At 36.3% G+C, this 16,567-nt stretch carries 16 protein-coding genes; 15 read left to right on the top strand and 1 reads right to left on the bottom strand.

Annotation, left to right across the window (positions count from 1 at the left end; all coding sequences use genetic code 11):
- Positions 1–22: 22 nt before the first annotated feature.
- The gene (locus HYQ40_04945) at positions 23–676 is read right to left on the bottom strand and encodes a YigZ family protein (protein ID MBZ6527116.1); all 654 of its coding nucleotides are present in this window, start codon (positions 674–676) and stop codon (positions 23–25) included.
- A gap of 321 nt (positions 677–997) precedes the next feature.
- On the opposite strand from HYQ40_04945, the gene HYQ40_04940 reads away from it, so the two are divergent.
- The 15 genes from HYQ40_04940 (at position 998) to HYQ40_04870 (ending at position 16,538) form a co-directional block, all read left to right on the top strand.
- Positions 998–1,864, top strand: coding sequence for a DegV family protein (locus HYQ40_04940; protein MBZ6527115.1), 867 nt, complete (start codon positions 998–1,000; stop codon positions 1,862–1,864).
- A 150-nt stretch (positions 1,865–2,014) separates the two neighbouring features.
- Positions 2,015–3,088, top strand: coding sequence for an LLM class flavin-dependent oxidoreductase (locus HYQ40_04935; GenBank protein ID MBZ6527114.1), 1,074 nt, complete (start codon positions 2,015–2,017; stop codon positions 3,086–3,088).
- A 13-nt stretch (positions 3,089–3,101) separates the two neighbouring features.
- Positions 3,102–4,178 (top strand): LLM class flavin-dependent oxidoreductase, encoded by a 1,077-nt coding sequence (locus HYQ40_04930; protein ID MBZ6527113.1) that lies wholly within the window; start codon positions 3,102–3,104, stop codon positions 4,176–4,178.
- A gap of 14 nt (positions 4,179–4,192) precedes the next feature.
- On the top strand, positions 4,193–4,762 hold the full coding sequence (locus HYQ40_04925; protein ID MBZ6527112.1) for an NAD(P)H-dependent oxidoreductase: 570 nt from the start codon (positions 4,193–4,195) through the stop codon (positions 4,760–4,762).
- A gap of 12 nt (positions 4,763–4,774) precedes the next feature.
- The gene (locus HYQ40_04920) at positions 4,775–5,389 is read left to right on the top strand and encodes a DsbA family protein (GenBank protein ID MBZ6527111.1); all 615 of its coding nucleotides are present in this window, start codon (positions 4,775–4,777) and stop codon (positions 5,387–5,389) included.
- A gap of 144 nt (positions 5,390–5,533) precedes the next feature.
- Entirely contained in the window at positions 5,534–6,964 is a 1,431-nt protein-coding gene (locus HYQ40_04915; GenBank protein MBZ6527110.1) for a DEAD/DEAH box helicase, read from the top strand.
- Between the two features lie 160 nt (positions 6,965–7,124).
- Positions 7,125–7,724: a ComF family protein gene (locus HYQ40_04910; GenBank protein MBZ6527109.1), complete on the top strand. Its 600-nt coding sequence runs from the start codon at positions 7,125–7,127 to the stop codon at positions 7,722–7,724.
- Between the two features lie 92 nt (positions 7,725–7,816).
- Positions 7,817–8,143, top strand: coding sequence for a hypothetical protein (locus HYQ40_04905; GenBank protein ID MBZ6527108.1), 327 nt, complete (start codon positions 7,817–7,819; stop codon positions 8,141–8,143).
- A 13-nt stretch (positions 8,144–8,156) separates the two neighbouring features.
- Positions 8,157–9,494 carry a Trk family potassium uptake protein gene (locus tag HYQ40_04900; GenBank protein MBZ6527107.1) on the top strand — a complete coding sequence of 446 codons (1,338 nt, stop codon included), beginning with the start codon at positions 8,157–8,159 and terminating at the stop codon, positions 9,492–9,494.
- Between the two features lie 11 nt (positions 9,495–9,505).
- A complete protein-coding gene (locus HYQ40_04895; GenBank protein ID MBZ6527106.1) occupies positions 9,506–10,165 on the top strand; it encodes a TrkA family potassium uptake protein in 660 nt (219 codons plus the stop codon).
- Between the two features lie 223 nt (positions 10,166–10,388).
- Positions 10,389–10,949 carry a ribosome-associated translation inhibitor RaiA gene (raiA, locus tag HYQ40_04890; protein MBZ6527105.1) on the top strand — a complete coding sequence of 187 codons (561 nt, stop codon included), beginning with the start codon at positions 10,389–10,391 and terminating at the stop codon, positions 10,947–10,949.
- A gap of 322 nt (positions 10,950–11,271) precedes the next feature.
- On the top strand, positions 11,272–13,671 hold the full coding sequence (gene secA / locus HYQ40_04885; protein MBZ6527104.1) for a preprotein translocase subunit SecA: 2,400 nt from the start codon (positions 11,272–11,274) through the stop codon (positions 13,669–13,671).
- A gap of 142 nt (positions 13,672–13,813) precedes the next feature.
- Complete coding sequence (prfB, locus tag HYQ40_04880; protein MBZ6527103.1) at positions 13,814–14,890, top strand: peptide chain release factor 2; 1,077 nt, start codon at positions 13,814–13,816, stop codon at positions 14,888–14,890.
- Between the two features lie 84 nt (positions 14,891–14,974).
- On the top strand, positions 14,975–15,661 hold the full coding sequence (gene ftsE / locus HYQ40_04875) for a cell division ATP-binding protein FtsE (protein MBZ6527102.1): 687 nt from the start codon (positions 14,975–14,977) through the stop codon (positions 15,659–15,661).
- A complete protein-coding gene (locus HYQ40_04870; protein ID MBZ6527101.1) occupies positions 15,648–16,538 on the top strand; it encodes an ABC transporter permease in 891 nt (296 codons plus the stop codon). The genes ftsE and HYQ40_04870 overlap by 14 nt, the downstream gene beginning before the upstream one ends.
- Positions 16,539–16,567: the final 29 nt, after the last annotated feature.

Genomic DNA, 16,567 nt, shown 5'->3' with positions numbered 1-16,567 from the left:
TAATGATAGTCAATATATATATTTAATCAGTTTGAGTTGATATTACCGGGACATCAACCGTTTGTTCACCCATTTCAACCCAATCAACTTGACCGCTGAATTGTTCAGTCAAATCATTATGGACTTGATCGATATCGTTAAGGTATAGCGCTAATGTCTGAGAAACTTTGTCTGTGTATTGAGTGTCCATGACTGTTATTGGAATATCAGTTTGTTGGAGGTAATAATTAAAGGTGTCAATTTGACTGTAATCCAGTGTTAATTCAATGACCATCTGAGTTGCATTGGCAATCAAAGTGGCGTGATTCAACGTTTCGCTGACAGCAGTACTGTAAGCGCGGATTAAGCCACCAGCACCAAGTTTTGTTCCCCCAAAGTACCTCACGGTTACTGCCATAATGTACGTGAGGTTATTTCGTTTAAGAACTTCTAACATAGGAACACCAGCTGTTCCACTTGGTTCACCATCATCGCTCATACGTTGAATCGATGAATCTTCATTCAATATAAAGGCTTGGCAATGATGCGTTGCTTTATAATGTTCTTTGCGAATAGCAGCAAGATGTTCATTGAAATCATTTTCTGTTTGAATAGGGTATAGGTAAGTAATAAATCGGGATTTTTTTATATCAATTTCATGAATAATTGGCTCTTTAATACTATAGTAATTAACCAAAATGATGCTCCTTGTCTTTGTTATTATTGTATCCTCATATTATCATGCTTAAAGACCTAGCTCAAATAAGTGAGGGCACAGAAGTAGTTTTTACTCTTAAAAAGAAAATCATGATATGTAAAAGCGACCATACCCATCACAATGTATTTTCTCTCGTCACGGAAATATGCAATTTACTTGCGCATTTACAAAGTGATTCTGTAGATTTTTCAATAGTTACTTAATTTATATGTCTAGTTGACATAACTACACTAATTTCATAATATAGTGTAATCAAGATGGTGAAATGACCATTTTAGAACAGAATGAAAGGAGAGAGTAATGAAACCAGCAATTATTATTGATAGTACAGCATATGTATCTGACGAAATTCGTCAACTAGCACATGTTTATCAAGTAGACTTAAATGTTATATTTGAAGATGGTACCATCGCTAGAGATACAAATAATCCAGAAGAGCAAGTAGCGTTCTTTAAACGATTAGAATCCCAATCCACACTTCCTACTACGTCCCAACCGACCGTGGGTCAGTATTATGATACCGTTGACCAAATTATAAAAGACGGATATGATACAATCTTTGCCATTCATCTATCAAGTGGAATTAGTGGGACGTATCAAAGTGCCAAAATGGTACTAGAAGAATATACAGATCAAATTGATACTTACTGTATCGATTCACTAGCAGCATCTGTTGCGATGGAAGCGATGATTGAGAATGTTATCAAATGGTGTCTTGAAGGTATCGAAGCTGAAGACATATATAATCGAGCAACTTGGCAAGCAGAACACCTTAATATTTATTTAATGGTAGAACAGTTAGATAATTTAGCTAAGGGAGGACGTTTGAGTACAACGAGTGCTGTTTTGGGGAATTTATTTAAAATTCGGCCTTTATTATATTTTGATAAAGAAGGTAAAATCGTATTATTTGAGAAAATTCGTACGAATCGTCGAGTGTATCAGCGTTGGAATGAATTAGTAGAAAAAGCCATTGAAGATTATCCGAATGGAATTGAAGTGCGCTTTGCTCACGTGTTAGTTCAGGAAGAAATTGAACAAATCGCTAAGAACATGCAAGAAAAATTCCCGAACATTAATTATCGAATTAATGGTCTAGGACCAGTTGTTGCAACCCACACTGGGATGGGTGCAAAAGGTATGTTAATTATCCCACTTATAAATTAATAGCAATCATTTTATTATAATTATTTAGCAAGCCGGATTCGGCTTGTTTTTTTTTGAGCTGATTTTATCAAGAATGGTCAAAGATGGTTTATACTAGAGGAGAAACATAGTAAAATAAGTATAGATAATTTTGAAGAAAGTGAGGATACTATGCATGAAACTAGTTTAATCCATAGTCCTAAGATTGATACATCTAATGGAATGGAATTTGGGCTCTACACATTAGGTGATCATTTACCTAATCCACATACCAACAAACGAATATCGGCTACACAACGGATTAAAGAGATAATAGAACTAGCGAGATTAGCAGAAGATGCGGGTTTCGACATTTTTCAAGTCGGTGAATCGCATCAAGAATATTTTTTATCGCAGTCGCATTTAGTTATATTGACAGCGATTGCACAAGCAACAAAACATATTCGCTTATCTTCAGCAGTTACAACAATTGGTGTGCTCGATCCAGTAAGAGTTTATGAAGACGCAGCGACTTTAGACTTGATATCAAATGGTCGAATGGAACTTATTGCGGGACGTGCATCAAGGTTTGGTTCATTTGAGTTATTGGGTTATAATGATATTGATTATAAGGAACTATTTGAAGAGAAATTTGAATTATTGTTACAACTTAATAGGGAGAAACAAGTTACTTGGGAAGGGAAATTTAGAGCGCCTTTAAATGATGCATTCATATTACCAAGACCATTGAATAATCATCTACCCATTTGGCGAGGATTAGGTAATACGATGACCTCAGCAATTCGGGCTGGTGAATTAGGGGTGCCAATTTTCCAAGCGACATTAGCCGGTGCTGTAATGACTTATGCTAATCGCATCAACAACTTTAGAAGTGCTGCAAGAGATGCAGGTCATGATGTAGATAACATACCAGTTGGAACAGGCGGTTGGACCTTTATTCGTGAGAATACAAAAGAGGCTTACCGACAAGTTTATCCTTATATTAATGAAGGTTTTAAGTTAACGAACGGTGAATCATTCCCTAAACGAGCCTTAGCCCAAGGAAAAAGTGTGAAAAGTGTTGTGAATATTGGTGATCCGTCATTAATTACTGAAAAGCTTCTTTACCAACATGAAGCATTCAAACAACAACGATTTAGTGCTCAAATTGACTTTGCAGGAATGGAATTTGATGAAGTGAAAAAGACACTATACTTATTAGCTGATAAAGTTATACCAAATGTAAAAAAATATACGAAGTCATAGAAAGGAAAATACTATGCAAACTCAAAAAAATACTTTACCAAATATTGATACATCAAATGGGATTGAATTTGGACTCTATACCTTAGGAGATCTTGTAACAAACCCGCACACTGGTGTGCGAATGACTGAAAAAGAGCGTATTGATCAAATTATCGAGATGGGTCTTTTAGCTGAACAAGCAGGTATGGATGTTTTTCAAGTCGGTGAATCACATCAGGAACACTTTGTATCTCAAGCGCACATGATTATTTTAGCAGCGATTGCTCAAGCGACAAAAGATATTAAAATCACTTCAGGTGCATCGATTATAAGTACATCTGATCCAGTTCGTGTATTTGAAGATGCAGCAACGATTGACCTTATCTCAGATGGCCGCTTTGAACTGGTTGCCGGGAGAGCATCTCGTATAGGGATTTTCGATTTATTAGGTTACAAACTAGACGATTATGAGAATTTGTTTGAAGAAAAACTTAACCTACTACTGAAAATTAACCGTAATAAGCGAGTGACTTGGGAAGGGGAATTCCGTGCGCCTTTAACAGATGCCCTTGTTTTACCAAGACCAGATAACGCATCAGGAAGTTTACCTATTTGGCGTGCTGTGGGTGGATCGCTTAGTTCGGCAAAAAATGCGGCAATTGCTGCGGTACCACTTTACTTAGCTTATCTGGGTGGACCGGCAGAAGCGTTTAGACATCTAACAGATACGTATCGTGAAACAGCTAATCATGAAGGGCATGATGTAAATAGCTTACCAGTAGCGACGGCTAGTCACTTATATGTGCGTGAAGATAGTCAAAAAGCATACCAAGAATTTTACCCACATGTTAACGCTGGTATGATTCATTCTAATGGTCAATCATTTCCTAAACAACAATTTGCTCAAGGGATGGATCCAAGAAATGTTATTAACGTCGGAGACCCTAGTCTAATCATTGAAAAGTTATTGTATCAACATGAAGTCTTTGGAATGGACCGTTATGTGGGGCAAATCGATATAGGTGGCGTATCTACCGATGATATCAAACGTACGATTGATTTGTTGGCTACTAAAGTTATCCCAGAAGTTAAAAAGCATACTAAGAAATAGCTAGGAGTAATGGTTTGAAAATATTAATATTATCCGCATCAACAGGTGGAACAAAGACAAAGAAAGTAACGACAGCCTTTTATGACATGATGAAAGAATCTTACGACACAGAACATGAGATTAACTACATTAACCTGCAAGATAAATCAATGGTTTTCAGTGATGGTCGAAATTATCTAGACTATACTGGAGATACATTCGAAGTGGCAACAGCAATTATGCAAAGTGATGTTATTATGTTTGGTGCACCAATATTTCAAGCATCAATACCCGCTTCGCTGAAGAATCTTTTTGACTTGTTACCCATCCGAGCCTTTGACAGGAAAGTCGTTGGACTTATTATCACTGGTGGGTCACCACGTCATTACTTAGTCGCTGAGACACAAATCAAACCAATTATTCACTATATGCATGGCGTAATTATACCCAAATATGTCTATGTGATTGATACCGATTTTAAAACTGATGGCTCAGTGAGCGATGAGATTGAGTTGCGATTACAAACCCTACTTGATGATACAATTTCGATCTCAGAAACGTATACCGAAGTATGGAATAAACAAGACGATATGTTTGGCTTTTAGATAGGAGTTATAATGGAAATAGAGTTTTTTCATAATTCAGTGTGTTCCCATTGCTATATTCAATCAAGACGACTTCAGAAAATATTAAAAGAGTTTCCGGAAGCAAAAGTAATCCATCGATCTTTTCCTTTAAATGTTAAAAACAATCACCCCAAAAAACTTGTCACCGTTAGTGAACGAGAAGATACTATCTCGAAGTGGAAGCGTGCGAATCGTGTTGATGAAGAGAAGCGGTTTAATGTTGAAGCTTTAGAAGCTGGAGATGATTTTGTCAAACCAACATCATACCTTGCTGAAAGAGCAATCAAGGCAACAAGTAAAGTCAGTGATGAGACAGCGCAATGGGAATTCTCTGACGCAATCCAACAAGCTTACTTTGAAGACTTAGAAGATATTTCAGATATCGCTGTATTAGAACGCATTGTTACTCAATTAGGTATTAACCTTTTTGAGTGGCGAAAAGCTTTTGAAGATACAACTTTAGACGAGGAGATTAACGCAGACTTTGCACTAGCTGAATCTTATGGTTTAGACTACATTCCAGCCTTAGTAGTGAATGGTGAGAAGATAATTAAAGGGGCTTTACGCCCGCAACTGGTTAAAGAGAAATTAAAAGAAATTAACTAATAAGTAAGAGTGGATACCGTCCTTCAGTAGATGCTGGGGAGGGTATTTTTTTATGAAAACTTAATAATGGAAACGGCTAAAAAAAACGTACTTATATATAGGGACTTTTACAGTTCTAAACTATATGAGAGGTTGGGTAATCTTATGATTCAAAATAATCAAAAAAAGATTTTGACTAATTTGTGGGGGAGACTTTTAACGATTGAAGAAGTTAAAAAACAACTTAATGAAATGAATGGTGAGATAAGCATGGAAGAATTGCTTGAACAGTTTGAGAGACAACCAGCAATCGAAGTCACTCACAGTGGATATTGTTGTGTACGGTGTCATAACAAAAACTTGAAATTATTTGCATCATTGCCGATTCAAGAAACTTTCAAGTTAAAGACTGAAAGAGTATATTGTTTGAATTGTATTCAGATGGGAAGAGTCATACAAGGAGAATCATTATATTATTTAAAGGATAGACAATTATATTTATCCTCACCTTCCCAAAGTAAACTAACCTGGGAAGGAACGCTATCACCTGAGCAATCGAGAGCATCGATTGATTTGATTAATAGTTTAAGAGATAGTGAACGCACTCATATGGTTCATGCTGTGACTGGAGCAGGGAAAACGGAGATGATTTTTCCTGTGATTGACGATGTTGTGCGTCATAAGGGAAGAGTCTGTGTGGCATCTCCGCGAATTGATGTGTGTATAGAATTACATCCACGACTAAAACAAGCATTTCAAAGTGTAGATATATCGTTGTTATACGGAGGGAGCGAAGATGTTTATGGATATACTCCGATTGTTGTATGCACAACTCATCAGTTGTTGAGGTTTAAAGAAGCATTTGATTTGTTGATTGTCGATGAGGTTGATGCCTTTCCTTATGTTAACGATGCGAGTTTACATTATGCGACAGAACGAGCTGTTAAGAAACCAAACGGGAAGTTAGTTTATTTAACGGCGACGCCTGATCAACAATTAACTCAACAAGTAGACAGTGAAGTTATGACATCAACGATTCTCCCAGCAAGGTATCATCGTCATCCCTTACCAGAGCCAAAATTTAATTGGATTGGGGATTGGCGACAACAAATAGAAAAGCGTCGTAAACGCCGATTATTTTCATTATTAAGCAGTTTTTTAGAATTAAAAGGAGTCAAATTAGTCTTTATGCCGAATATCCGTTTAGCAGAAAGTTTATATGACTGGTTAATTAAGGTTTGGCCGACATTGAGGTTGGCTGTTGTACATTCAAAAGATCCACAACGTAAAGAGAAGGTACAAGGACTGCGGGATGGCGTTTATGATGCGCTAATATCCACGACCATCTTAGAAAGAGGGGTAACATTTACACATTGCCACGTTTGTATTGTAGGCTCCGAAAGTAAATTATATTCAACCTCGGCTTTAGTCCAAATGAGTGGGCGGGTTGGTCGCAAGCCGGAGTATCCTAGTGGTGAGTTAATTTATGCGCATGGGGGAAAGAATTTAGCGATGATTCAAGCACGCACCCAAATTAAAGAAATGAATCAGTTAGCAATGGAAAGGGGACTAATCGATGGCTATACCTCAAAGTGAAGTCTGTTTAGTATGTAATGAATACCTCAATCATTCCTTGACTGTAAAACACTTATTTTCGTTTAAACCATTAAGCTTTCCTGTTGTCTGTACCAGTTGCACCGACAGATTCAATGTATTGAAGCCATCGGAGAGTGATTGCAAAGGCTGTAGTAGGCATTTGGATGAAGAGTCAGATGATGTGTTTTTAAAACCGCTTATAATATCTGGGCAAACCTATTGCCTTGACTGTGCTCATTGGTTTAAGAATACACCAAGTGAATTAATTAGTCATTATGCATTGTTTGATTACAACCAAACACTTCAAGACTGGATTGTAAGTTACAAATACAGTGGGGATGTACGAATGGCATTAGTCATTGCACCTTATTTAAAAGATATCTATAAACTGTACAAAGAGTATCAATGGGTTGTCTTACCAAGTTCACCAGAAAGTTTAGAGACTAGAAAATTCCATCCAACTGGTTATTTACTTGATGTAGCTGAAATTCCTTATCAAGTCATTCATGAATATATAGGAGATGGAGTGAAACAAGCTAAAAAAATAAAAAAAGAGAGACTGGATTTAACAAATACATTTAAAATCAAAGATAATGAAGTCAACTTGTCAAAAGAAAAGTGGTTAATTTTTGACGATATTTATACAACTGGCGCAACGATAAATCATGCCAAAAAAATGTTGTATCATTTCTTTAAAGAGCGTGATAGAATAATCCAATTGATAAGCGTGAGTGTAGCTAGAAACCAGTTAAACAAGTGATTCCGGTGATTTCAATTGAGTTTTATATAGGGGTGTGCTAGCATGAGCACAATATATAAAAAGAAAGAAGTGAGTGCTGATTGAGTAAGCAAATGATTAACATTAGTGTTATAATAATAACGGCAATATTATACTTGATTGAACCGTCTTACGGATTAGGTTGGTTATACGGTTGGCTTTTCATTCTTATTCGAAGACAACTGAGGTATAAGTATTTAAATTATGTATCAAATGAAAAAACATTCAATATTGGTCTGTTCATACTTTATACAGTATTATCATTTGCTATTGCTGTCGGTACAATCTATCTTTCTTTTATGATACAAAAATGGATTCACCCTGTACTCGTTCTAGTAGCTTATATTGTTGATTATATTATGCGGTCGATAGAGAGATTAAGTCAAAGTAAAAAGGAGTAAGTAGTAAGAAAAGATGAAAAATCGAATATTAGATAAGTTAACTATTCCTCAAATTGTTGTTAGTATTTATATGTCATTAATATTATTTGGGGGATTTTTACTCTCATTACCGATGTCTTCGAAATCAGGCACGTGGACAAATTTTATTGATGCTATGTTTACAGCAACGTCAGCTATTTGTGTAACAGGACAAGTAACATTGAATACAGCAGAACATTGGAGTGTCATTGGACAAACCATTATCATTACATTGATTCAAATAGGCGGACTCGGTTTCCTTACAATTTGGATGTTGTTTTTCACAATTCGTGGAGCAAAGATAAATCTCAAACAACGAAATGTTGTACTTGAAACACTGAACTTATCTTCGAGTTATGGTATGACAGATGTCGTAAAAAATATTGTTAAAGTGACTTTATCAATACAAGCATTGGGTGCTTTAGCATTGAGTTTTGTGCTAATACCAAAACTAGGCTTAAAAACTGGATTCTTTTATTCAATCTTTCATAGTATTTCAGCCTTTAATAATGCAGGTTTTGATTTATTTGGAGATAGTTTGATTGGGTTTCAAGATAATTCATTTGTTCTTTTAACGATAGCTAGTTTAATCTTTTCAGGTGGGTTAGGTTTTATTATTTGGATGGATATCCTATCTTTTCCGAAGAATAAAAAGTTAACACGATATTCAAAGTTCACTCTAATTATGACGGGTATCGTCTTAGTGGTCAGTATTTTATTTATTGGTCTTTCAGAATGGCGTTGGGGGACTTTTAGTCACTTATCATTTGGAGATCAACTCGCTAACATTATTTTTATGGCAGTTACCCCAAGAACAGCAGGTTACGCAAATATCGATTATGTGGATGTATCTCATGCAGGGCTTTTCATGACCTTCCTTCTGATGTTTATCGGGGGGTCTTCTGGATCAACTGCAGGAGGTGTAAAGGTATCGACAATAGGGCTGGTCGTGATGTTTATGTACCGGATGTTTAAAGGGGAAGAAATTAATGTCTTTTCAAGACATATACCATATGAAAACGTGAGACGTGCTTTCTTTATTGTTTTCGTCGGGATTATTATGGTCATCTCAAGCACAATGATTTTATTCATCACTGAAGAGATACCTCAAGGCTTTGGTATGGAATATGTCTTAATGGAAGTCTTGTCGTGCTTTGGGACGGTTGGTTTAACTTTAGGTCTGACACCTGATTTAACTGTTACAGGTAAATTTGTTCTAATGTTATTAATGTTTGTTGGGCGTGTCGGGTTAATGACTTTCTTTTGGTCACTTGGAAGACATAAGACGGAATCAAAAGTACATTATCCAGACATGAGTATAATGGTAGGTTAAAAGGAGAAGACATGAAAAGAAAAACAATTGCTGTATTGGGATTAGGCTTATTTGGAACGTCACTCGCTCGTACATTGGCTAAAGAAGGCCACGATGTTATTGTTATGGATAAGAACATGGACCATGTAGAAGAAGTAATCGATGAAGTGGATCAATGCTTACAAGGTGACTTCACTAAAATAGAGCAGCTGAAAGATGCTGGTGTTGGGGATAGCGATATTGCTGTCGTTGCAACGTCACAACGATTAGAAGATACTATCTTAGCTATCTTGCATCTACAAAAATTAGGAATAAACAAAATTATTGTTAAGTCAAAAAACGCAGATTACCGAGATGTATTACTCAAAGTAGGGGCAGACCGCGTTATTTTACCTGAAGTTGAGATGGGTGTGCGTATCGCTCGAGAATTAAGTAATCCAACGGTTCATGAATTAATGGGCTTAGATCACCGCAATAATATTAGTATCTTTCCTGCTAAAAATAATTGGGTAGGGAAAACTATTAATCAAATGAATTTCCGTGAAAAATATGGTACAAATATTATCGCTATTCGAAAAGAAGACAGTGATCAGTTCCATATTGAATTTACAGGCGATTATATTATTAAAAAAGAGGATGAATTTTTAGGTATTTCGACTGGAGATACTTTACGTCAACAGTTTCAAGATTAAAAAGAAATCGAAAGGGTGTTTGCGTTTTCAATGTGACTAATCTGTGATATAATAAATAAAAGTGGTAGATAACTACTTTTTTCCTAATCACTATTTATTCTTTAGAATCAAATGTTAAGTGAAAGGTAAAGTTGAGTAAATGTAGAGGCTTACTTTTATTCCATATTAACTTTGAGTTTAATTTATTCATAGTATTAGAAAATATTGGAAAAGAGGGATTAGTATGTTTGATTATAATGTACGTGGAGAAAATATCGAGGTTACACAAGCGATTCGCGATTATGCAGAGAAAAAAGTTCGAAAATTAGAACGTTTCTTTACAGATGTACCAGATGCAACAGCTTATGTGAATTTAAAAGTGTATTCTGATAAAACAGCGAAAGCAGAAGTAACAATTCCATTATCATTCTTAGTTCTTCGTGCAGAAGAAACAAGTGAAGACCTATATAAAAGTATTGACTTTGTCGTTGATAAATTAGAACGACAAGTTAGAAAGTACAAAACTAAAATTAACCGTAAATCAAGAGAACGTGGTTTTGATGGTTTAACTCAACATCCAGATACATCTGCTCCAGAAGAAACTACGACTGAAGAGCCAGAATTAGAAATTGTTCGTTCTAAACGTGTTGACTTAAAACCAATGGATAGCGAAGAAGCTGTACTACAAATGAACATGTTAGGTCACGACTTCTTTATCTATACAGATGCTGAGACAATGGAAATTTCTATTGTATATCGTCGTAAAGACGGGCGTTATGGTTTGCTTGAGACAGCAACACTTTAATTATTAAAACATATAATAGAGCAAAGGGCATTGAGTCCTTTGCTTTTTTGTTGTATAGAAATGAAAAAACTCTTGTTTATTTCAATAATAATTTCGTTTTCACAGACTAAGAAATCATAATTAATCCCCAAAAATGAGAAAATACTTTAAAAATTATGAGAATAAACTGAATAAATCGAGATAAGAGTGCTTACTAATGCTAATTGATATTTTAATTTTAATCTATTCATGTTAGAATAAGGAAGTGTGTTTTACTATTGGCCGGTTCGGATTGAATCACGGTCTTACATGACATAGATAACGAATAAAAGGAGCAGTATTAATGGCTAATTTTCTTAAAAATTTAATTGAAAATGATAAAGGCGAATTACGAAAAACAAGTAAAATCGCTGATGAAGTTATGGCTATGGAGCCAACTTACCGTGAAATGACTGATGAACAACTCCGTAACATGACTACTGAATTTAAAAACCGTCTTGCTAATAAAGAGACATTAGAAGATATTTTACCAGAGGCTTTTGCTGTTGTAAGAGAAGCATCACGCCGTGTACTTGGATTATTCCCATACAAGGTTCAAATCCAAGGTGGAATTATTCTACATGAAGGTAATATTGCTGAGATGAAGACCGGTGAAGGTAAGACGTTAACAGAAACAATGCCTGTTTACTTAAACGCATTAGCTGGAAAAGGTGTTCACGTTGTAACAGTGAACGACTATTTAGCAACACGTGACTCGAAAGAAATGGGAGAAGTATACCGTTTCCTAGGTTTAACAGTAGGATTGAACTTAAACTCAATGAATCCAACAGAAAAACGTGAAGCTTATAATTCAGATGTAACGTATAGCACGAATAACGAATTAGGTTTTGACTACTTACGTGATAACATGGTTGTTTACAAACACCAAATGGTTCAAAGACCGCTTTACTATGCGATTGTCGATGAGGTTGACTCAATCTTAATTGATGAGGCAAGAACGCCATTAATCATCTCTGGTCAAGCAGGTAAATCAACTGCCTTATATACACGAGCTGATTACTTTGTTAAAGGGCTTAAAGAAGATGAAGATTATACAATTGATCTAACATCTAAATCAATCAACTTAACAGATGTTGGTGTTGATAAAGCAGAGAAAGTATTCCGTTTAGAAAACTTATATAATGTTGATAATACAGCGCTTGTTCACCATATTGATCAAGCATTACGAGCTAACTATATTATGTTAGTAGATATTGACTACGTTATTGACGAAGGTAAAGTTAAGATTGTTGACGGCTTTACAGGACGTATTATGGATGGACGTCGTTACTCAGATGGGCTACATCAAGCAATTGAAGCCAAAGAAGGCGTAGCAATTGAAGATGAGTCTAAAACAATGGCGACTGTTACATTCCAAAACTACTTCCGTATGTATAACAAGCTAGCAGGAATGACAGGTACAGCGAAAACTGAAGAAGATGAGTTCCGTGAAATTTATGGAATGAACGTGATTCAAATTCCAACAAACCGTCCAGTAATTCGTGACGATGCGGCGGATTTATTATTCCCGAATCTTCGTTCGAAATTTAATGCGGTAGCAGATGAGATTATTCGTCGCCATGAAAAAGGACAACCAATCCTTGTCGGTACTGTTGCTGTTGAAACATCTGAATACTTATCAACATTATTAACTAAAAAAGGTGTACCGCACGAAGTATTGAATGCAAAAAATCACTTTAAAGAAGCAGAAATTATTATGCAAGCTGGTCAACGTGGTGCGGTAACTATTGCAACAAACATGGCTGGTCGTGGTACCGATATTAAACTAGGTAGTGGAGTAAAAGAGCTAGGTGGTTTATGTGTTATTGGTACTGAACGTCACGAATCTCGACGTATTGATGATCAATTACGTGGTCGTTCAGGTCGTCAAGGAGATCCAGGAGCTTCACAATTCTACTTATCTTTAGAAGATGACTTAATGCGTCGTTTCGGTTCAGACCGTATTAAAGGACTTTGGGAAAAATTAAACGACGACGATGAAGATAACGATGTTGCAATCCAAAGTCGTATGTTAACTCGCCAAGTTGAATCAGCTCAAAAACGTGTTGAAGGTAACAACTACGATACACGTAAAAACGTTCTTGAATATGATGAAGTAATGCGTGAGCAACGTGAAGTTATTTACGGACAACGTCATCAAGTCATTGATGCTAGTGAACCGTTAACTGACTACATTAAAGCAATTATCAAACGTACAATCGAACGCCAAGTTGCTTATGCAACTGAAGGTGACAAAAAAGATTGGAAGTTAGAGCCATTATTAGACTTCGCGCATGCTGCGATTGTAAATCCAGAGACTTTAGTGTTATCTGATTTACAAGGTAAGAATAAGAAAGAATTAGTTGACTTCCTATTCGCGAAAGCTGAAGAAGTATACAATGACAAGATTTCTCAATTGAATGGGCCAGAGCAAATTGCTGAGTTCGAAAAAGTGATTATCTTGCGTGTTGTTGATTCTAAATGGACTGATCACATTGATATGATGGATCATTTACGTCAAGGTGTAGGCTTACGAGCATATGCTCAAACAAATCCATTAACTGAATACCAAACAGAAGGATTTGACCGCTTTGAAGAAATGGTTGCTGCGATTGAATATGATGTCACTCGCTTTATTATGAAAGCTCAAGTTAGACAAAACGTTGAACGTGAGCAAGTTAATAGACCAGGTGCAACAAACTAAATTTTACTGAATAAAGTTAGCCGGCAGTAGGAAATCTCACTGCCGGTTTTTCTTTTACGAACGATTATAATGGTGCTATACTACAATGGAATTTAAATAGATGGAGTGAATATACAAATGGAACTTTATGAAATGACACAATTTGCCCAAGTCGCTCAAGAGAAGATGGACAGTTTTAGGGGGTCTCTTTGACTTAGAGGCATTAGAAGCAGATATTGCTGATTTTGAAAATCAAATGAGTCAACCAGATTTTTGGAACGATAACGAAGCAGCTCAAGTTGTGATTCAAGAATTAAATAGCAAGAAAGATACATATCAGACAATTAGTACACTGCAAGATCAAGTTGAAGAATTAACGATGGCAATCGAACTATATAATGAAACAAAAGATGAAGAAATCTATCAAGAAGCAAAAGATCTAACTCATGCTTTAACTAAAGCAATTGATAGCTATGAAACAATGCTTCTTTTATCTGGCGAATACGATAAAAATGATGCCATTCTCGAAATTCATCCAGGCGCTGGGGGAACAGAGTCACAAGATTGGGGAAGTATGCTGTTACGTATGTACCAAAGATATGCGGACAACAAAAACTTCAGTGTAGAAGTCATTGATTACCAAGCAGGGGATGAAGCAGGAATTAAAAGTGTTGTTTTAGAGGTTAAAGGTCACAATGCCTACGGTTTACTCAAGTCAGAAAAAGGGGTACATCGTCTAGTTCGTATCTCACCATTCGACTCGAATGCAAGGCGCCACACTTCGTTTGCTTCCATTGAAGTGACACCTTTACTTGATCAATCAGTGGAGATTGAGATTAATTCAGATGACTTACGAATTGATACTTACCGCGCAAGTGGAGCCGGAGGGCAACACGTTAACAAGACAGACTCAGCCGTACGGATTACACATATTCCAACCGGAGTAGTAACACAAAGTCAGGCCCAAAGATCGCAACTTCAAAATAAGGAACAAGCGATGAACCTGTTGAAATCAAAACTCCATCAACTTGAGGTTGAACAAAAAGCACAAGAATTAGCTGACATTAAAGGGGATCAAAAAGAAATCGCATGGGGATCTCAAATTAGATCTTATGTATTCCATCCTTATTCTATGGTTAAAGATCACCGAACAAACTATGAAGTAGGAAATACTGATAAAGTAATGGATGGCGATTTGGATGGATTTATAGATGCTTATTTAAAATGGGCAATTGAATAAGCAAAAAAGTTATAATATTGTTATTGCGTTGATACATTCGTTGCGTACAATAACACAGAATACGTTGAAAGTGAGGAAAACGACATGATTCAATTAACAAATGTATCAAAACGATACGAAAATGGTGTTGTTGCTTTAGACGACATTAATTTACGAATCGAACAAGGCGAATTCGCCTACCTCGTTGGACCGAGTGGATCGGGTAAATCAACTTTAATGAAATTACTCTACCGTGAAGAAGCACCATCAAAAGGTAAAATTGTCGTAGGTAAGTTTCATTTGAATACTTTAAAACCAAAACAAGTACCTTTATTAAGACGACAAGTTGGAGTTATCTTCCAAGACTTTAAACTTCTCCCATCTCTGACTGCTTACGAGAATGTTGCTTATGCGATGGAGGTGACGGGGAAGAGTCGTAAAGAAATAAAAAAACGTGTGAAAGAAGTTATGAGCCTCGTAGGTTTAAGAACGAAAGAGAATCAATATCCTAACGAGCTATCCGGAGGAGAACAACAACGTGTATCAATTGCGCGTGCGATTGTAAATCATCCACGTATCCTCGTTGCGGATGAGCCGACCGGTAACTTAGACCCAGAAAATGCCATTGAAATATTCAAATTACTTGAACATATTAACCGCAATGGAACGACAGTTCTTATGGGTACACATAATGATCAACTCGTGAATGAATTCAAACACCGTGTAATCCGTTTAGAAAAAGGTAAGCTCATTCGAGATGAATATGAGGGGGATTACAATGAGAGTCATTAGAAATTTCTTCCGTCAACTCCGTAATGGGTTCCGGAACTTATTCCGTAATGGTTGGATGACTGCTGCATCAATTCTAACGATGACGGTAACGTTACTAATGGTTGGTGGATTAGTAATGTTATTAAGTAATGTGGATAACATTACTCGAGATATAGAAGAAGGCGTGCAAATCCGAGCACATATTGATTTAGCTGCTGATGAACAGGACGAAGAGACTTTACGTCAGTCAATCGAAGAATTAGAGTATGTGTCTGATATTACGTACCGTACAAAAGAGGAAGAGTTGGAAGATTTAATAAGTAGTGTCGGTGAAGAATTCGCCTTATTTAGTGATGATGCGAATCCACTTTTCAATGTTTTTGTCGTATCGGTTGAAGATACTCAATATCTAGACACTGTTACTAATCAAATTAGTGAATTACCATATGCAGTCGATGTCACTTATGGTGAAATCGATACGCAAAATTTACTAAGTACACTTGAGATTGTTCGAGTCGTTTTTGCCTTAATAGCTGCAGTTCTTGTCGTAATTGCTGTTGCATTAATATCTAACACTATTAAGTTAACAATTTATGCACGTCAAACAGAGATTGAGATAATGCGTTTAGTGGGAGCACAAAACAGTTATATTCGAGCGCCGTTTACTTATGAAGGAGCATTTATTGGATTAATTAGTTCGATTTTTGCCAGTATATTACTGTACGGTGCATACGAGGGGATGCAAAGTGCTACCGTTGAAATTACGGGAGTACAAGTCATTGCATTTACGCCAACAACACCTTTTATCTATTATATTGCTGCTGGATTAATGCTTATTGGTATTATTTTAGGCGTTATCGGCGCGAGACGTTCGATAAAACGCTTTTTAAAATTCTAAGGCCAAATAAAAACTCAAAGATTATACAA

Source organism: Aerococcaceae bacterium DSM 111021 (assembly GCA_020112395.1).
Taxonomy (GTDB): domain Bacteria; phylum Bacillota; class Bacilli; order Lactobacillales; family Aerococcaceae; genus Ruoffia.
This window is presented reverse-complemented; position numbering and strand designations above follow the sequence as displayed.